Annotated in this window: 22 protein-coding genes; 7 read left to right on the forward strand and 15 right to left on the reverse strand. The window is 32.6% G+C overall.

Going from position 1 to position 19028, the window contains the following annotated elements:
• Positions 1 to 54: 54 nt before the first annotated feature.
• From infB to HX088_RS04800, 4 genes are all read right to left on the reverse strand, one after another.
• Entirely contained in the window at positions 55 to 3135 is a 3081-nt protein-coding gene (gene infB, locus HX088_RS04785) for a translation initiation factor IF-2 (protein WP_286483579.1), read from the reverse strand.
• 63 nt (positions 3136 to 3198) lie between these two features.
• Complete coding sequence (gene nusA, locus HX088_RS04790; RefSeq protein ID WP_260541897.1) at positions 3199 to 4434, reverse strand: transcription termination factor NusA; 1236 nt, start codon at positions 4432 to 4434, stop codon at positions 3199 to 3201.
• Between the two features lie 15 nt (positions 4435 to 4449).
• Positions 4450 to 4911, reverse strand: coding sequence for a ribosome assembly cofactor RimP (rimP, locus tag HX088_RS04795; RefSeq protein WP_171623356.1), 462 nt, complete (start codon positions 4909 to 4911; stop codon positions 4450 to 4452).
• Between the two features lie 110 nt (positions 4912 to 5021).
• Positions 5022 to 5507, reverse strand: a complete 486-nt coding sequence (locus HX088_RS04800) for a DUF456 domain-containing protein (RefSeq protein WP_171623355.1) — start codon at positions 5505 to 5507, stop codon at positions 5022 to 5024.
• 68 nt (positions 5508 to 5575) lie between these two features.
• Here HX088_RS04800 and HX088_RS04805 point away from each other — a divergent pair, with 68 nt between their 5' ends.
• Genes HX088_RS04805 through HX088_RS04815 form a run of 3 tightly spaced genes read left to right on the forward strand, consistent with a single transcriptional unit; the run spans position 5576 to position 8352 of the window.
• Entirely contained in the window at positions 5576 to 6835 is a 1260-nt protein-coding gene (locus tag HX088_RS04805; RefSeq protein ID WP_286483580.1) for a mechanosensitive ion channel family protein, read from the forward strand.
• A gap of 10 nt (positions 6836 to 6845) precedes the next feature.
• Positions 6846 to 7571 carry a pyridoxine 5'-phosphate synthase gene (locus HX088_RS04810; RefSeq protein ID WP_171623353.1) on the forward strand — a complete coding sequence of 242 codons (726 nt, stop codon included), beginning with the start codon at positions 6846 to 6848 and terminating at the stop codon, positions 7569 to 7571.
• Between the two features lie 4 nt (positions 7572 to 7575).
• Positions 7576 to 8352, forward strand: coding sequence for an alpha/beta fold hydrolase (locus HX088_RS04815; protein WP_286483581.1), 777 nt, complete (start codon positions 7576 to 7578; stop codon positions 8350 to 8352).
• 100 nt (positions 8353 to 8452) lie between these two features.
• Here HX088_RS04815 and HX088_RS04820 read toward each other — a convergent pair whose 3' ends face one another.
• Positions 8453 to 9415 (reverse strand): ABC transporter ATP-binding protein, encoded by a 963-nt coding sequence (locus HX088_RS04820; protein ID WP_286483582.1) that lies wholly within the window; start codon positions 9413 to 9415, stop codon positions 8453 to 8455.
• A gap of 145 nt (positions 9416 to 9560) precedes the next feature.
• Between HX088_RS04820 and HX088_RS04825 the strand changes: the two genes are divergently transcribed.
• From HX088_RS04825 to HX088_RS04835, 3 genes are all read left to right on the forward strand, one after another.
• Positions 9561 to 10247 (forward strand): YceI family protein, encoded by a 687-nt coding sequence (locus HX088_RS04825; RefSeq protein WP_286483583.1) that lies wholly within the window; start codon positions 9561 to 9563, stop codon positions 10245 to 10247.
• A gap of 161 nt (positions 10248 to 10408) precedes the next feature.
• Positions 10409 to 10909: a hypothetical protein gene (locus tag HX088_RS04830; RefSeq protein ID WP_171623350.1), complete on the forward strand. Its 501-nt coding sequence runs from the start codon at positions 10409 to 10411 to the stop codon at positions 10907 to 10909.
• 53 nt (positions 10910 to 10962) lie between these two features.
• Positions 10963 to 11523 carry a cytochrome b/b6 domain-containing protein gene (locus HX088_RS04835; protein WP_188319272.1) on the forward strand — a complete coding sequence of 187 codons (561 nt, stop codon included), beginning with the start codon at positions 10963 to 10965 and terminating at the stop codon, positions 11521 to 11523.
• Between the two features lie 47 nt (positions 11524 to 11570).
• Here the strand turns inward: HX088_RS04835 and HX088_RS04840 are convergent, their stop codons facing one another.
• The 5 genes from HX088_RS04840 to gldB form a co-directional block, all read right to left on the reverse strand.
• Positions 11571 to 11954 (reverse strand): DUF423 domain-containing protein, encoded by a 384-nt coding sequence (locus HX088_RS04840; protein WP_171623348.1) that lies wholly within the window; start codon positions 11952 to 11954, stop codon positions 11571 to 11573.
• Between the two features lie 17 nt (positions 11955 to 11971).
• Positions 11972 to 12643 (reverse strand): tRNA (adenosine(37)-N6)-threonylcarbamoyltransferase complex dimerization subunit type 1 TsaB, encoded by a 672-nt coding sequence (gene tsaB, locus HX088_RS04845; protein WP_260541890.1) that lies wholly within the window; start codon positions 12641 to 12643, stop codon positions 11972 to 11974.
• A gap of 81 nt (positions 12644 to 12724) precedes the next feature.
• Positions 12725 to 14041, reverse strand: coding sequence for a TolC family protein (locus HX088_RS04850; protein ID WP_284583163.1), 1317 nt, complete (start codon positions 14039 to 14041; stop codon positions 12725 to 12727).
• A 98-nt stretch (positions 14042 to 14139) separates the two neighbouring features.
• On the reverse strand, positions 14140 to 14466 hold the full coding sequence (gldC, locus tag HX088_RS04855) for a gliding motility protein GldC (protein WP_171623345.1): 327 nt from the start codon (positions 14464 to 14466) through the stop codon (positions 14140 to 14142).
• 18 nt (positions 14467 to 14484) lie between these two features.
• Positions 14485 to 15534 (reverse strand): gliding motility lipoprotein GldB, encoded by a 1050-nt coding sequence (gldB, locus tag HX088_RS04860; RefSeq protein WP_225542684.1) that lies wholly within the window; start codon positions 15532 to 15534, stop codon positions 14485 to 14487.
• 100 nt (positions 15535 to 15634) lie between these two features.
• Here gldB and nadE point away from each other — a divergent pair, with 100 nt between their 5' ends.
• Positions 15635 to 16429 carry an NAD(+) synthase gene (nadE, locus tag HX088_RS04865; protein WP_286483584.1) on the forward strand — a complete coding sequence of 265 codons (795 nt, stop codon included), beginning with the start codon at positions 15635 to 15637 and terminating at the stop codon, positions 16427 to 16429.
• A 182-nt stretch (positions 16430 to 16611) separates the two neighbouring features.
• Here nadE and HX088_RS04870 read toward each other — a convergent pair whose 3' ends face one another.
• The 5 genes from HX088_RS04870 to gcvH all read right to left on the reverse strand — a co-directional run bounded on the left by HX088_RS04870 (position 16612) and on the right by gcvH (position 19027).
• Complete coding sequence (locus tag HX088_RS04870; protein WP_286483585.1) at positions 16612 to 17430, reverse strand: transposase; 819 nt, start codon at positions 17428 to 17430, stop codon at positions 16612 to 16614.
• Entirely contained in the window at positions 17408 to 17590 is a 183-nt protein-coding gene (locus HX088_RS04875) for a hypothetical protein (RefSeq protein WP_286483586.1), read from the reverse strand. The genes HX088_RS04870 and HX088_RS04875 overlap by 23 nt, the downstream gene beginning before the upstream one ends.
• 244 nt (positions 17591 to 17834) lie before the next feature.
• Entirely contained in the window at positions 17835 to 18242 is a 408-nt protein-coding gene (locus tag HX088_RS04880; RefSeq protein ID WP_284583157.1) for a hypothetical protein, read from the reverse strand.
• A gap of 31 nt (positions 18243 to 18273) precedes the next feature.
• A complete protein-coding gene (locus tag HX088_RS04885; protein WP_188319276.1) occupies positions 18274 to 18654 on the reverse strand; it encodes a VanZ family protein in 381 nt (126 codons plus the stop codon).
• Entirely contained in the window at positions 18647 to 19027 is a 381-nt protein-coding gene (gene gcvH, locus HX088_RS04890; protein WP_038335019.1) for a glycine cleavage system protein GcvH, read from the reverse strand. The genes HX088_RS04885 and gcvH overlap by 8 nt, the downstream gene beginning before the upstream one ends.
• Position 19028 lies beyond the last annotated feature (1 nt).

The raw sequence follows: 19028 nt of genomic DNA on the forward strand, positions 1-19028 counted from the left end.
TAAAAAAAGGAGCTCTAATTGAGCTCCTTTTTAAGATTATTTCTAAAAAATTGATTATTTCAATTTCTTTTTAACTTCTACAGTTTCGTATGCTTCGATGATATCATTTACTTGAATATCATTAAAGTTTTTAATGTTAAGACCACATTCGTAACCTTTGTTCACTTCTTTAACATCATCTTTAAAACGTTTCAATGAAGCTAATTCACCATCATGAATTACAACACCATCGCGGATAATGCGAACTTTAGAGCTTCTATAAACTTTACCGTCCAATACCATACATCCTGCAATTGTACCAACTTTCGTTACTTTGAATGTTTCACGAACTTCAATATTACCCGTTACTTGCTCTTTCAACTCTGGAGATAACATACCTTCCATTGCTTCTTTAATCTCTTCGATCGCAGCATAGATAATAGAATAAGTTCTGATTTCTACTTCTTCTTTATCAGCAATTTCACGAGCAGATACACCTGGGCGAACATTAAATCCGATAATAATTGCATCAGATGCAGATGCTAACAATACGTCAGATTCTGTAATTTGTCCAACACCTTTATGTAAGATGTTAACAATAATCTCCTCTGTAGAAAGTTTTTGTAATGAGTCTGTTAATGCTTCAACAGAACCATCCACATCTCCTTTCAAGATAATATTTAATTCTTTAAAGTCTCCTAAAGCAATACGACGTCCAATCTCATCAAGTGTGATGTGTTTTTGTGTACGAATAGTTTGCTCACGTTGTAATTGATCTCTACGAGATGCAATTTGTTTCGCTTCGCGTTCATCTTCGTAAACTTTAAACTTGTCACCTGCAGTTGGAGCTCCGTCTAAACCTAAAATTGTTACTGGAGTAGATGGACCGGCAACTTTAACGTTATTTCCTCGTTCATCTAATAATGCACGAACTTTACCATGGTGTGATCCTGCTAATACATAATCACCAATGTGTAATGTACCCGTTTGTACAATTATAGTCGAAACATATCCACGTCCTTTATCTAATGCAGCTTCTACAACTGTACCAGATGCTTTACGTTTTGGATTTGCTTTAAGATCTAATACTTCGGCTTCTAATAAAACTTTTTCTAATAAATCATCAACTCCTAAACCAGATTTAGCTGAAATCTCTTGAGATTGATAAGTACCACCCCAATCTTCAACTAATAAGTTCATTTGAGCTAATTGCTCTTTTACTTTTTCTGGATTAGCTGCTGGTTTATCAACCTTATTGATTGCGAATACCATTGGTACTCCTGCTGCTTGTGCGTGAGAAATTGCTTCACGTGTTTGTGGCATGATTTGGTCATCAGCAGCAATCACAATAATTGCAATATCCGTTACTTGTGCACCACGAGCACGCATCGCTGTAAAGGCTTCGTGACCTGGTGTATCTAAAAATGCTACACGTTTACCACTTGGTAATGTTACGTTGTAGGCTCCAATATGTTGTGTAATACCTCCTGACTCACCAGCAATTACGTTTGCTTTACGAACATAATCTAATAAAGATGTTTTACCGTGGTCAACGTGTCCCATTACAGTTACGATTGGCGCGCGAGTTACTAAATCTTCTTCATTATCGATTTCTTCTTCTTCCGTTGAGATTTCTTCTTCAGCATTAGCAAATTCTGCTTCGAATCCGAAATCATCTGCAACTAACTGAATTGTATCAGCTTCAAGACGTTGGTTCATGGTAACCATGATACCTAAAGACATACATGCTGAAATAACTTCTGTAACAGAAACATCCATTAACGAAGCTAATTCGTTAACTGTTACAAATTCTGTTACATGTAAAGTTTTGTCCATGTCCATTGCTTCTTGCTCTTGCTCAGCAAATTCACGACGTTCTTTACGTTTATCTCTTCTGTGTTTAGCCCCTTTAGATCCTTTTCCTTTATTCGTAAGTTTATCTAAAGTGTCTTTAATTTGTTTTTTAACATCTTCGTCAGAAAGTTCTACTTGAGGAACTCTTGGTCCTCGGTTATTACCTCCTCTAAAGTTTCCACCTCCTTGACGGTTTCCACCTTGACCTTGGCGATTTCCACCTCCTTGTCCACCTTGGCGATTTCCACCTCCTTGTCCTTGACGGTTGTTATTATTTCCTCCTCCGTGGTTGTTGTTTCCACCTTGGCGGTTGTTATTGTTTCCACCTCCGTGGTTGTTATTTCCACCTTGGCGATTGTTATTATTCCCTCCGTTTTCACCAGCTTTTGCTACATCTTCTGGTTTAACGTTTTTCTGGATACGTTTGCGCTTTTTCTTGTCAGCAGCGTTATTAGCACCTTTCTGATTCCCCTTTTTATCGTCAGATTTTTTCTTATCAAATTTAGATAAGTCAATCTTTGCACCTGTAAAATTAGGTCCATCTAGTTTTGTGTAGACAGTTTCAATTTTTTGAGGTTCTACTGCTACTACGTCTTCAATTTCTTCTTTCTTCACTTCAGGCTTCGCTTCCGTTTTTACTTCAGGCTTTTTAACCTCTTCCACCTTTTTAGGTTCTTCTTTCTTCACCTCTTTTTTAACTTCCGCTTTCGGTGCTTCCGCCTTTTTAGGTTCTGCTTGCTCTTTTTTAGGAGCTGGAGAATCTTGCTTTTTAGGTTTACCTGTATTATTTATTTTATCAAGATCAATCACTTTAATCACTTTTGGACCTTTAGTTTCCTCTCTTGATTCAGTTTTCTTTTCAGCTTTTGGAGCTTCTTCTTTCTTGATTTCTTCTTTTTTCACTTCTACCTTCACCTGAGGTTTCACCTCTTTGGCTTTCGGTTTTAAAGCATCTAAGTCTATTTTACCAACAGTCTTTGGCCCTTCCAATTCAACCTTAGTCGTTTCGATCATTTCAGGTTTCTTTTCAACTGGTTTTTCAGTAGCAGCTTTTGCTTCTGCTTCTTTCTTTTCAGCTGCTTTGATTTCTGAAATTTTGTTAATGACTACTTCACCGGAAGCTTGCTTTTGTTTAGCATCAGATCGGAATTCATTAACTAAAATATCGTAAGTTGGCACATCGATTTTAGAGTTCGGATTTTTCTCTACAGTTTTACCTTTCCCTTCTAAAAAGTCAACAGCTCTATCTATTGATATATTTAATTCTTTTAATACTTTACTTAATCTTATTGTTTCCGACATATGAAGCTAATCTCTTATTTTATTGTTTGCAAATGTATGAATTGTTTATGACTTGAGTATGAATTAATCTTCAAACTCTTCTTTTAACACACGAATAACGTCTAAGATTGTCTCTTCTTCTAAATCCGTACGTTTGATTAAGTCATCCACGTCTTGTTCTAAAATACTTTTGGCTGTATCTAACCCGATAGCACTAAATGCTTCGATTACCCATGCATCGATTTCGTCTGAGAATTCTGATAATTCTACGTCTTCGTCTTGGGCTCCTTCTCTGAAAATATCAATTTCCATTCCAACTAACTTAGAAGCTAAACGAACATTGTATCCACCTTTACCAATTGCTTTCGAAACTTCGTCTGCATTTACGTATACCAAAGCTTTATTTTCCTCTTCGTTAATTTCGATATTCGAAATTTTAGCTGGGCTTAAAGCTCGTTGAATGTATAAACTTTGGTTGTTAGTGTAGTTAATTACGTCAATGTTTTCATTACGTAATTCGCGTACGATTGAATGGATACGAGAACCTTTCATTCCAACACAAGCTCCTACTGGATCGATACGATCATCGTAAGATTCTACTGCTACTTTTGCTTTATCTCCAGGGATGCGAACTACATTTTTGATGGTAATTAATCCGTCTAAAATTTCTGGAATTTCTTGTTCAAATAATTTCTCTAAGAATTTTGGTGATGTTCTTGATAAAATAATTTGAGGTTTTGCTCCTCTTAATTTTACATCATCTACAACAGCACGTAATGTATCTCCTTTTCTGAAAAAATCTGATGGTATTTGATTTTCTTTTGGTAAAATCATTTCGTTTTGCTCATCATCCATTATAATCACTTGTTTGTGACGTACATAGTGAATTTCTCCCGTAACTACTTCTCCGATTAAACCTTTAAATTTTTCGTATAAATTAGAATTATCATGCTCCATTACTTTAGAAACCAATGTTTGGCGCAAAGTTAAAATAGCACGACGTCCTAATGCTTCGATCGGAATTTTTTCCGATACTTCTTCACCTACTTCAAAATCTGGCTCAATTTTACGTGCTTCAGACAATTCGATATCTGTTGCATCGTCTTCAGAAAAACCGTCTTCTACAACGATACGGTTATGCCAAATCTCTAAGTCTCCTTTATCAGGATTTACAATAATATCAAAGTTATCATCTGTACCATATTTCTTTTTCAAAACACTTTTCAATGTTTCTTCTAAGATGGCCATTAGCGTGATACGATCGATATTTTTATCGTCTTTAAAATCTCCAAAAGATTCGATTAATGCAAGATTGTCCATTAAACTTTATTTTTTTTAAAAGGTGACTTTTATTATCGCTTTCTTGATGTCAGCGTAATTTATTTTTTCTTCGTGTTCTACTGTAATTTTTCCTTTTCCTAATGGCTTCGGCTCGCGTGCTTCCCAAAAAACTGTAACACCTTCATCATCGGCCTCTACAATTTCGCCTTCTATCACTTTATCAATCAATGTAGCTTCTAATGTTCGACCTACATTTTTTACAAATTGACGTGGCATTGTTAATTCACTACCTACTCCAGGAGAAGAAACTTCCAACGCAAAATCACACTCTTCTCTATCAAGATTGTGTTCTACATGTCGGCTTATTCTTACAATTTCTTCGACTGAAAGACCTTCGTCTCCATCTGCTAAAATAATAATTTTATCATCTGGAGTGATTTTCCAATCGATTAGAAACAATGACGGATTCTCCGCGATTGCTTCATCTATTAGCTGTTTTACTTTATTTGAATCCATATACAACGAAAAAGAGAGCTATAACCAGCCCTCCTCCATTTATTTCTTTAAATTCTCTGCAAATATAGGTCATTTTTTTTTATTGACCTAATTTCAATCATTTAATCTATTTAATTCATGAGTTGATAAACGAATATTCCAATAAAAATTAAAGTCAATATCACGTCATACCCCGTCGTTAAAATAAAGCCTGTAAATGAACCAAATGCAGATTTTAAAGCAGATTTCGGGTTTGAGGCACTCAAAATTAATTCAGCCAATAGAGCTCCCAAAAAGGGTCCAATAATAAAACCTACCGGAGGAAAAAATAATCCGACAATTAACCCAACAACAGAACCCCAAATGCCATACTTCGTTCCGCCGAGTTTTTTGGTCATATAAATGGGTAATAAATAATCTAAAACAGCACCGATCAAAACAAATGAACCTGCAATAATTATTGTTCCCCAACCAAAGCTACAATCTCCACTAAATTTAAACACTAATAATCCTACCAATGCCAAAGGGGCTCCTGGTAATACTGGTAAAACTGTTCCAACTAACCCAACAACCAATAAAATTCCACTGATAAGATTTAGTATACTATCGTTATCCATATTTTTCAGTATTTTTTAAAACTGTAAATTTGCAAAATAAATTCTATTACAAATTCAATTAACAGCTTATGCAAGATAAATCTTTTTACGAAGAAATTTCTGATGGTGTAAAATATTTTTTCAATCAATACTTCAAAATTGATCTGTCTGAAAATCTGTTCACTTTTTTAGAAGTTGTCATCTGGATCGCAATTCTATTTATATTAGATTTTATTCTAAGAGCGATTATTCTTCCTATTCTTAGAAAGATAAAAAATTTCATCGAAAACGATTGGATGATATTTTTGTACCGAAATAAAGTATTCGTTTCGCTTATTCATCTTATTCCAATCAGTTTTGCTTTAAGTATGAATCAAATTTTATTTAGAGATGACGGAAATGTATATATTGTTATTCAACGCATTACAGAATTAATCTCTTTAATTGTTTTCACTCAACTTATTTTTAGAGTAATTAATACAATAATAGATATTTACAATGTAGAAAATAGTTATACCACAGTTGGCGTAAGAACTTTTGGTCAAATGATGAAATTTATGATCACATTTTTCTCGATTATCTCTGGAATAATGATTTTATTCACCGTTGACAAAAACACAATTATTACAGTACTTGGAGCCTTAACTGCAGCGGTATTATTAATTTTTCGTGATGCTATTTTCGGATTCGTTTCTGGTTTACAAATTTCTTATTCTAAAATTGTAAAAGTTGGTGATTGGATTACAATTTCGAAAGGTGATATTGAAGGTATTGTAAAAGAAATTAACATCAACTTGGTAAAGATTGAAAAGTTTGATAAATCGATTGCGACTGTACCAACAGTGGATTTAGTTTCCTCTCAGGTAACCAATCATATGCCTATGATGGCAACAGGTACGCGCCAAATAAAACGTTCAATTTCATTTAATGTTAATTCGTTTCAATTTTGCAATGAAGATATGTTAAACCGTTTCGAAGATATTGCTTTAATTCACCAATATATTCAACAAAAAAGACATGAAATTTCGATTTACAATCAAAATATCGAAAATTCTGATCTTGATATCAATGGTAAAAACTTAACCAATATTGGTGTATTTCGCATCTATGTTGACTGTTATTTGAAGAGTTTAAAAACTGTATCACAAAAGGATCCAATCATCGTCAAACAATTACCTGTTTCGCCACTTGGAATGCCTTTGGAAATTGGTTGTTTTACGACTTCAGCGAATAATTTAGAATTCGAACGAATTCAATCCGACATTTTCGACCATTTATTAACAGCTTGTCGTAAATTTGACTTGGAAATTATGCAAAGCTTTTCGCTTTCTGACTTTAAAAAATTATAATATAAAAATCATGACTAAATTAAGTGTTAACATAAATAAAATTGCTACTATTCGTAATGCGCGTGGTGGAAATACGCCAAATCTTGTAGAAGCAGCTATTAAAATTCAAGAATTTGGTGGACAAGGTATTACGATTCATCCTCGTCCTGACGAGCGTCATATTCGTTACCAAGATGTCTATGATTTGAAACCTGTGATCACTACAGAATTTAATATCGAAGGAAAACCAATTGATAGTTTTATGGAATTGGTTTTAAATTCGAAACCAGAACAAGTTACCTTAGTTCCTGATGCAGAAGATGCAATCACTTCTAATGCTGGTTGGGACACAATCAAACATTTTGATTATTTGACAGATGTGATTAAAACGTTTAAAGATGCTGGAATCAGAACCTCTATTTTCTTAGATCCGAATCCTGCATTAATTGAAAGTGCTGCTAAAACTGGCGCAGATCGAATCGAATTGTATACAGAAGAATTTGCTACACAATATGGGTTAGGAAATCTTGAAGCGATTAATCCATACAAAGAAACCGCAAAATTAGCGATAGAAAATGGATTGGCTGTAAATGCGGGTCACGATTTGAGCTTAGATAACATCGAATTTTTTATTCGTGAAATTCCTCAAATTTCAGAAGTTTCAATTGGTCATGCACTAATTTCAGAAGCTTTGTATTTAGGTTTAGAGAATACCATTCAAGCATATTTACGTAAAATTGAAGTAGCAAATTTGTAGAAAAATGACAGAAATCTTACACAGTAAAATTGTTGGTTTTGGTGAAAAACATTTGTTGATTTTTCATGGTTTATTCGGACAATTGGACAATTGGAGTACATTGGGAAAACAATTTGGAGAGCATTTTACAACTCATCTAATTGATTTGCGCAATCATGGACGTAGTTTTCATAGCGAAGATTCGTCTTTAGCTGCCATGACGCAAGATATTGTGAATTACATGGAGGCTCATTCTATCGAAAAAGCTCATTTATTGGGACATTCTTTGGGTGGACGAATTGTTATCGATTTTGCTATGATTCATCAAAATAGATTAGATCATTTAATTGTCGCTGATATGGCTCCAAAAGCTTATCAACCTCATCATAATGCAATTTTTAAAGCCTTGAAATCTGTCGATTTTGATCAAGTTGAAACACGAAAAGATGTAGAAAAAACATTGGAACAATATATTCCAGAAATGGGTGTCCGTCAGTTTTTATTAAAAAACGTTTACCATGCTGATAATGGTCAATACGCATTTCGTTTCAATTTAGACGTTTTGGATAATTTTTACCAAGAAATGATTGGAACAAATTTATTAAAAGGTGAATTTGATGGACCAACTTTATTTTTGGGCGGCGCAAAATCAAATTACATTATGCCAGAAGATGAAATGATCATTTGTGAACGTTTTCCGAATGCAGAAATCAAGAAAATTGCAAATGCAGGACATTGGTTACATGCAGAGAATCCGAAAGATTTTACAACAAAAGTTTTAAATTTCTTATTGGATAAATAGTAATAGAAAAGCGAAATTCTATGTAGGGTTTCGCTTTTTTTTAAAAAAATAAACTTAGTAAGTCATTCTAAACTTCTCGAAGCGCAAAATCACATCAAATTTAAATCTCTCTAAACTTTTCTACATCAAACTTTATCAAATCATTTGATTGAAGTTTTTGATTAGAAAAAGTCAACAATTCTAAATTTTGATAAGCAAAACGAATTAAATAATCTCGTCCTTGAAATTTAGATGAAATCACTTTTCCTTCGAAATTTCCATTAGCTGAAATAACAATTTCTTCGGGATAAACAACAACCGTAGAAGAGGAATCTATTCCCAAATCTTGCGAACGCTTTAACAGATTCACATAACCAAAAAGCTTGGCAACATACTCTGTTTTCGGAAATTCGCGCACGTTTTCTACCTCATTAAACTGAATCATTTTTCCATTCTGTAAAACTAAAATTTTATCCGACGTATAAAATGCATCATTCAAATCGTGTGTTGTAAAAATGACAGTAATTTGATGCTCTTTACACCAATCCATTATTTTTTCGCGAATGCTAAGTTTCAAGGTTTGATCTAAATTAGAGAAAGGTTCGTCTAATAACAAAATCTCAGGTTGTTGCGCCAAAGCTCTTGCAATAGAAACACGTTGTCGTTGACCACCACTTAATTTATTGGGTAAAATATGTTTAAACTCTAACATTTCAACCACCTTTAAGGCTTCATCAATTTGTTGTTGTTTCAATTCTAAATCAAAATTGCTTAAATGTTTCCCTACATTTTCACCGGCCGTAACAAAATCTAATAAATCATAATCTTGCGCTACATATTTCATCATTTTATGACCTGGAATGATATTATAAGCTGGACCACGCAACTTTTTTTTATTATATTTAATTTCGCCTTTATCAAAATCAAACAAGCCATAAATCAACTTCAGTAAGGTCGATTTTCCACTTCCACTTTCACCAATAATACTAATCACTTCCCCTTTATTAACCTCGAAATTAATATCATCTATTACTTGCTCTTCGAAATCTGGATAATTGAAACTGAGTTGCTTTATGTTTAGCACGATTAAATAAATTTTCTTATTTTTGGCTAAGGTATTTAGAATTATTCAATATTAAATAAATGTTTAATTATTTACTTTATTGATATAAGTCAATACAAACAATCAATTTATATTATAATTTTGTATAAAATTTAAAATAAGCGATATGAAAAAATTATTTTTAGGATTAGCTGTTGTTTCTGCTGTTGTTTTAACATCTTGTGGAGGAAATACTGAAACTAAAGTTGCTACAGAAGCACAAGAAGGAGCTACTGCATCTGAAGGAGCTGCAGAGTTTGCTGTTGACACGACTACGTCTATTGTAAACTGGAAAGGCGGTAAAACTTTTGATGATATCAACAAACCAGAAGAAGGTCACTACGGAATCGTAAAATTAAAAGAAGGAACTGTTAATGTAAATAACGGTGTTTTAGAATCAGGTAAATTTGTTGCTGATTTTACTTCTTTCGAATCTAAAGATTTAGACGCTGATGCTGAAAGCAAAGGAAAATTAGATGGTCACTTAAAATCTCCTGATTTCTTAGACGTTGAGAAATTCCCAACTGCAACTTTCGAAATTACAGAAGTAAAAGCAATTGAAGGAGGTGATTACAATTCAGAAATTTCTGGAAACTTAGATTTCCGTGGAGTTCCTAAAAATGTTACTTTCAAAGCTAATGTAACTGTTGATGCAGATGGTGTTACAATCAAATCTGAAGAGTTCGGAATCAACCGTAAAGACTTCGGAATTACTTTCGTTGGAGGAGCTGGATCTATCATCAAAGACGAAGTTTTATTACAAGTAGATTTATCTGCTAAAGCTGCTGCTGCAACAGAAGAAGCTGCAAAATAATCGGATTAAAAGTCAATCATTATTATAAAAGTCACCTATCCAAAATAGGTGACTTTTTTAGTTAATCACAGAAAATAAAAATTTCTTAACTATTTTTTGTGAAAATTAAATGAACTTAATTATATTCGTACTCATAATTAATAACATACATTAACAAAACAATGAAAACAATTAAGTTCTTCCATCCGGATGAAACATTTAATTATAATATTGAAAAATCTTTATGTAAAGTGGTTTTTCAAGGAAATAAAAAATGTTTGTTGGTAGAAATACATTCCACTGATGACTTAGAACATGTAGAAGGAGATTCCTTACAAAATGATTTTCCACAACTTTCTCTATTTATCGATGATTTCCCTTTAGATGTAGAATCTGTAGAAGAATTAAATGGTAAAAAAGTATCTATTCCTTATGGATTCGCCGAGGAAGAAGACGAAGAAGGTGAAATCGTAGAAGTTTATTACACCTCACTAAATGTTTCAGAAGAAGATTTTGAAACTGTTAATAACGACTTAGCATTTAGTGTAAATGAAAAAGGAGTTTTGACACTTAACTGGAAAGGTGAAGTGCAAGATTTCACAGAAGAATCTGATGGAGATATTCCATTCGAAATTAATTGTTCATTCGAAGAATTCGATTTTAAAGAAGATGATTACGAATAAGTACCATACCAAAACCTCTCAAATTTGAGAGGTTTTTTTAATCATTATAAATTATGAAAAAGTATACATTAGTACACCGGTTCTTACATTGGACAATAGGAATTGGTATGCTGATATTATTTATCACTGGCTTTCTACGTATGGAGTGGATGAGTAAAAAGAAGCTCTCTTCACTTATTGTGCAAGAAACATCTAAAGAAGGGGTAAGTCTTTCGGAAGCTACCTTAAAAACGATTGGTAAAAATTCTTTAGAACCAATGTGGGAATGGCATGAGCTGTTTGCCTACATCATTTTAGGACTGTTTGTTCTACGAATTGTATATATGGTAGTAAAAGGAATTCGTTTTCCAAATCCATTTAAACATTCAGCTCCTAAAGAAAAATTTCAAGGATTGATCTATCTAATTTTTTATGGATTAGTGTTGATGAATCTCGTTACAGGTTTTTACTTAATGTGGGGAGACGGAACGTACAAAGAACAAATGGAAGAATTACACAAAACTGGAATCTATTGGTTTCCTATTTTCTTCCTGATACATCTTGCAGGAATTGTTTATGACGAAATCAGTAAAAAATCTGGTATTGTATCGAAAATGATTAATGGAAATGATTAATAATAAAAAAGGCGCTTCGTAGAAGCGCCTTTTATCTATAAATTATATTATCTTCCTTTCATAAAAATCCAAGCTAATAATCCCCAACCGATAATCATAAAAAGACCTCCAAGTGGTGTAATTGGCCCTAAAAATTTAAGATTTGCATTCCAATAATCTGCAAACGATAACAAGTAGATACTTCCTGAAAAAACAAATGTTCCGGCAATTAAACACCAAGCTGCAGAGCGTTCTAAACCACTGTTAAACTGGAAATACATTCCGACAGCTAACAATACAATTGCATGATAAATTTGGTAACGTACACCAACTTCAAAACTTGCTAATTTTTCAGCAGGTAAAAACTTTTTGAATGCATGAGCACCAAAAGCACCTAATATAACTGCAGTCATTCCATATAATGATGCAATTGTCAACACAAGATTTTTCATAATTATCTCTTTTATATTTATTCAGATTTCTTTTTTCCAGCCACAAAATCTTTCAGATAATAAGGCTCAAAATATGCAACATCTTCAAATGATTTTTGAGTAAATTTTTCTTCCGAAACACGAATCATATCCTTTGCAGATGGAAAAGCTTGCACAAAAGTAGCGTTTAAATGCGACAATATTTCTTGACATTTTTCTGCTCCATCACCAACAAAAATAATTTTCTTTCCTTTCAACTCTTCAAAAGAAGTATCGTCAATTACTTTTGCTTCGGTTTCTGTCAATTGATTTCCTTGTCTATCAAACAAAGCTGTATAAACCTCCATTCGTCTTGCATCAATCATTGGAATAATATAATCCACCTCTTGGTTAAGTTGTGATTCAGCTAAAATTTGCAATGAATTAATTGCCATCAACGGAATATCAGAACCATATGCAAATCCTTTGGCAGACGAAACACCAATTCGTAATCCGGTATAAGAGCCTGGACCTTTTGACACACAAACAGCGTCGATATCTTTCCAATTTATTTCCGCACCTTGTACACACCAATCTACAAACTGATTCAGTTTTTCGCCATGTGCATAATTTTCTTCATTTTCTTCAACCAGACAAAGTTGAACGCCATCTTTAGCAATCGAAACTGAACAATTTTTTGTTGAAGTTTCTAAATTTAAGATTGTTGCCATGCTGCAAAGATACATCACGAAAATTAGATGATTTGTGTTTGATAAGATGATTTTCTATTGGAAATAAAGAAAAATTGAACTCTAATCCAACGTAATTGGAATTCCTGCATAGAAATCCAGTACTTTTTGTTTGAAAACGTAATTGTATTTTGCTTGTAACATTTGTGATTCTGCAATCATCAAATCATTACGTGATCGGTTAAAATCATATTGATTAATCACTCCTGCATTATACGATTTTTGTGCAAAATCGTACGAAATTTTCGCATATTTCACCGCTTCTTTCGATGAATCGTATGATGCATAAGAACTATTGACTTCGAAATAGGCAGATTGCACATTTTTCAAAATATCTTGTTTGGATTGCAGAAGATTAATTTTCATCAAATCTTCGTTAATTAATGCTTTCTGAATATTAATTTTGTACGAATATTGATTCCAAATCGGAATCGAAACTCCTACGCCAAATACTGCTGTTACATTATGCCCCAATTGATCTAACAACGCATCTTGACGCAATCGCTTGTTGAAATATTGCAAATAATTTGTACCAAAATTGAAAGTTCCTGTTATTTTTGGGAACAATGATGTTCGTGCAATTTCTGTTTCTTTCGTAGCAACATCAATCTGTAATTCGGCATACTTAACAGCAGGTTGATTTTGATAAGCCGTTTCTACGACATCTTCTAAATGATACAATTGTGAATTGATATTATCTGGAATTTTAACATCCGTTACACTAAAATCACGGTAATCGTTAAGTTGTAACAACATTGCTAAATTGAATAAAGCACGTTCTATTTCGATTTGTGCATTGACTACTTCGCGCGTATTTGTCGCAACTTCAGATTCGGATTGTGCTACAACTGATTGTGCAACGCTTCCTGCTTTTAATTTCTTTTTATTCTGATCTAATAATTGTTTGGAAATATTTAAGTTTCCGACTGCAACCTGTTTCAATTCTTTGTTTAATAAAACAGCCAAATAATAATTTGCTATTTGAAGCGAAATATCATTTACTGTTATTGCCGTTTGAACTTTTGACGCTTCTAATTCCAAAGCTGCTTTATCTTTGTTCAATTGAACAACTCCTCCGCTGTAAATATTGATGCTTGATTGCACTCCCAACGAATGTGCAAATTGATAATATCCTTTTTCGATAACAGGATTATAGGTTCCAATTGTAAAATTATTATCCACATATCCCGAAACCGTAGGCAACCACGCATTATAGGTTTGTTCTAAATTTTTGTTGAATAATTCTTGGTTGATGGTATTTTGCTGAACAGTCAAATTATTTTTTGAAGCATATTCAATACACTTTTCTATGGTCCATTCTTCTTGAGCAAATGAATGAATTGAAGCTAAAAATGTTAAAGCAAAAAATAATTTTTTCATAAACTATTCTGATCAGAGATTTAAAGATATAAAATAAGTCGAATTTCTAATCAAAATGTTACGAAATCCGACTTAAAGTTTTTTAGGGTTAAATTATTTTAACCTTTAATTTTAGAAGCAATTGCAAATTCTTCTGCAAAAGCAGCAATTCTTTCTGCCACCTCTTTTTCCTCTGTTGCTCTTTCGTACGAACTTGACATCGAAATTAGAATTTGATGAAAGAAACGTTTCATATCATCTTGCGTCATATCTTTTGTCCACAAATCGATACGTAAAGCTTCTTTCGATTTATCATCCCAAACAGAAAGTAACATTGCTTTTGTTTCTTCGTGACTAATACCACCATCTGGCGCATTCCAAGTCATTTTTTCTGGCACGTGATTTTCGTCCAATTCAATCTCTACAGTAATATTTGTTGTTCTCATAACTTCTACTTATTTAGTTTATTTCACAAAATGGTAAACTTTACCATCAATTGTTTTTGTTGTATAATTTGCTGAATTATTTCCTTCTAATGCTGGTTTGTATTTCGAATCCTTGAAGATTTTCTGCCCATCCATATCATCTAATAAAGCTTTCAGTTCAACTTTAGGGTTCTCTTTCATGTATTGACGAATAATTTGCAAACCAATCCAAGCGGCAATTCTACCTGGAGAATCTTGTTCTATTTCGTTGTTAAATTTTGAAAAAGGACTTAATGCCAAAAATCGTTTATCTAACGAAGCATCTGAACTAAATACATAATTTTGTTCGACAAAAAAGTTCCAAATTTGTCCTTCATTGTCAATACACCATTGTATTTGTTCTGGCGTGTAACCAACTTTATATTCGTCTGCAGTATCTACTAATAAAGCATCTTGCAAAATTAATTTTTTCCCTTCGTAAATCATTTTATCAATAAATAATTGATTTCTTGGGCTAAATGTTACCACATCATTTGCTATCGCATCAACTGCCTGAGATGGTAAACGATTAAGATCTAAATTAATTCGCAAATAACGTTCAACACCAATACTATCATACAGCTTATTTTTTGAGCCTAAATAGGCATCCATTGCGATAAACATTAAGCCAGATTGCTGACTAAACATCACAGGATAATCGATATTTTGCAAACCTGATGAATAGGTATAAATAGTTGGAATTTTATATTCAGGAAAATAAAATTGGTAACGTTGAAACATTGGAGTCAACATTTGATTTAATTCTTTAAAATCTCCAAAAACTTTTCTTGATTGTCCATAAATACTCAATTCTTCTTTATTACGACGTTGGTTTTCCCAAATACTATCCGTTGTTTTAGCATCAAAAAAGAAAGGATAATCTTTTCGTAAAGTCGTTAATGGGATAGAGTCGTTAAAAAAATCTTGGCTGATATCATGAATGTTTAATTGAACATTTTGTTCTTTAACATCTACTTCCCACGATTTCTCTTTTTTGCACGATGTAAATAAAATTAAACTCGCAAAAGCTAAGCCATATACAAATTTCATTGCTTGGTTATTTAGCTAACAAAAATAGTAAAATAATCGGTAGTATTTTCAACCCTAATTTTTTTCATAATCTGCTATCTTTGAAATAAATTATTACACTATGCAAACTGAAAAAGTTGTAGAATATATTGTTTCTTGGTTGAAAGATTATTTGGAGACAGCACACCAAAAAGGCTTTGTGATTGGAATTTCGGGCGGAATAGATTCGGCTGTAACCTCAACACTTTGTGCGATGACAGGTTATCCTTTACTTAATTTGGAAATGCCTATTCACCAAGAAAAAAATCAAGCAGATAGAGCTAAACGTCATATCGAATGGCTGAACGAACAATTTTCTTCACCAATTGATTCAATAGAAGTTGATTTAACAACCACTTTTGATGCAATGGTCTCGGCTTTACCAAAAACGGAAACAACAGATAAAGTGAATTTAGCTTTAGCTAATACGCGTGCTCGTTTGCGTATGACAACACTTTATTATTTTGCTGGTTTACACAATTATTTGGTTGCAGGAACTGGAAATAAAGTCGAAGATTTTGGCGTTGGTTTTTATACAAAATATGGTGATGGTGGTGTAGATCTTAGTCCAATTGCTGATTTGATGAAATCGGAAGTGTATGAAATTGCACGCTTTTTAGGAATCAATACGGATATTCAAAAAGCTAAACCAACCGATGGTTTGTTTGGTGATGATCGTTCGGATGAAGATCAATTGGGAGCAAATTATGATGAATTGGAATGGGCGATGAAAGCGAAAGAAGCTGGACAAACTGCAGATGATTTTGAAGGTCGAGAAAAAGAAGTTTTCGAAATTTATTCGAGATTAAATCGAATCAATCAACATAAAATGGTTCCAATTCCGATTTGTGATATTCCTGAGAAGTTGATGAAGTAAGTTGCGGTAAGCGGTAAGCGGTAAGCGGTAAGCGGTAAGCGGTAAGCGGTAAGCGGTAAGCGGTAAGCGGTAAGCAAAATTATTTTTTATAGTTTAAAAGCAAGCGAGAGTTTGCTTTTTTTATTTTGATGTGATGTTGAAACAAGTTCAACATGACTTCTACTTATTTATCATTCTGATTTCTATGACAAAACCAAGTTATTTTTATAAATATTTTGATTTTTAATTAGTGCATAAATCCGATGAATAATTTTATTTCTAACAGCATTTAAAACAGACATTTTATTTTTCCCTCCTCCTACCTTTCGATGATAATAAATAGCCAAGTCATTGTCTAAACGAATAGCACTCATTGCAGCTAAATGCAATAGTTTCTTCAAATCTTTATCAGCCATTGATGAAACTTTCGGTTTTCGCCTTATGGAAGTTCCAGATTGAAAATCAAATGGGGCTATTCCAGCATAGCAAGCCATTTGTCTTGGCGTATTTATGGTTGTAAAACCATCCGTTTTAATCAACATATTAAAAGCTAAAACTTTTCCTACTCCAGGGATTGATTGTATTCTTTTATAATGGTTATAAAGCTGTTCATCATTACAAATTAATTGATAGATTCTATCTTCGATCTCATTAATTTGTTTCGTTAATACATCGATTAGCTTAGTGTTTAAACGTAAAACAGCTTTGTCAACAATTGATTTTAAAAATAATTCATCTTTTGCTTGAGCTAGTAATCCAGCTCTTATTTTAACGCGATGTTTTCTTTCAGCATTCAATAATTTAATTTTTTCAATCACTTGAGAATTAGGTTTCCACTCTTGAAGATCCATATAGTTTTTCAGTAAAAATACAGCAATACGTTCGCTGTCAATTTTATCATTTTTACCTCTAACTAATCCCATACTTTTTTTCAAATGCAAAGGATTGATGACATAAACAGTAAAAGAATAGTTGACTAAAACGCTGTAAAGAATAGCGTTAAATCGACCTGTATTCTCCATTCCAATCAGAATTTCTTGTTTTTTTATCAAACTGTTTGAAAAAATCTTTTATTGCTTTTTCAGTATTAGAAATGTTCTCAAAACGATTCTCTTTATTTACTTGAATACAGATGTCTAAAGTTAATTTACTCACATCAATTCCGATAACAATTTTTTCCATAAATTTGAATTTAATGAGAAGAGAAACTTATCAATAACTCGATTCCTTACTAATGGGTTTTTAACCCGAATTTCTATTTGAGAATTTGATAAGAAAGAGTTGAGTCTTAATCAGAATATGAGATTATATAGCTCTGAACTCGTTATAGTGTACTCAAACTCTTTTCTCTTCTTTTTATACTACAATTTAAGATTTTCAAATCTAAAGGAATCTGTTGCAAAATTATATTATACTATTAAATAATTTACTCTCCACAACTAGCTGTATCCAACCATTTATTTTTCCATTCAAGAGGAAATTGTTTATTATCTCTGGTTTCCTTTCTTATTCTTTGAAAACACTCTTTATATACTTTTCCATTAGGCTTTACTATATAAACATAATTATCATTAGGTAATTTATAAATACTATCTCCAATAGAAGAAATATTCATAACTCCTCTAGAAAATGAAATATCCAAAATTGTATTTTGATTTTTAATCTTTAAAAATATTGGAGGCGTATCTCTGGGAGAATATTTTTCCATTATTATTCCTGAAAAATCTTTTTGTATTTCTTTAATTACTGCTTTTCTATTAGTAAAATCATCAAATAAATCACAGCCTTTCCAAAAAATGGTTACAAACAAAACAAATAATAGAATTTTTTTCATCTATCTAAAATAAACAAAAAACTCAGTATTGCTACTGAGTTTTTTTATGTTGTAAATAATAGGTTATTGCAATGTAAGCAAGTGCGATTCCGGATAAGTTTGCCATCAAATCGACAAAATCAAAACTACGATGTAATGATGTTAAAACGCCTTGTAAAATTTCGATAAGGAAACTAATCAAAAACGGAATTATCATCAAGCGTAGGTTTGTTAATTTGTAGCTGACAAATAATAATATCGTCATCAATCCAAACATTCCACAATGTACAACTTTATCTAAATTATCAATCTCCAAGAAGATTTCTAATTCTTTGATTGTACTTAATTTTGAGAAATTCTCTTGTGGAAGCAAGGTCAAATAAAACACCAAGCCTACATAAGCAAAGAATATTATTTGTTTTGTCTTATGCACCGATTAATTCACCGTAAGCAGCTGCGTCTAATAAAGCATCTAATTGAGAAGCATCTTCAATTTTCACTTTGATGATCCATCCTTTTCCGTAAGGATCAGTGTTAATTAATTCTGGTTCTCCTTCTAATTCTGTATTGAATTCTACTACTTCTCCACTAATTGGCATAAATAAATCAGAAACTGTTTTTACTGCTTCTACTGTCCCAAAAACTTCTTCTTGACCTAAAGTTTCTCCTTCAGTTTCTACATCAACATAAACGATATCTCCTAACTCTCCTTGTGCGAAAGCTGTAATACCGATAGTTGCTACGTCTCCTTCTACAGAAATCCACTCGTGATCTTTACTGTACTTTAAATTGTTTGGAATGCTCATA

Source organism: Empedobacter sp. 225-1, assembly GCF_030328185.1.
GTDB lineage: Bacteria > Bacteroidota > Bacteroidia > Flavobacteriales > Weeksellaceae > Empedobacter > Empedobacter stercoris.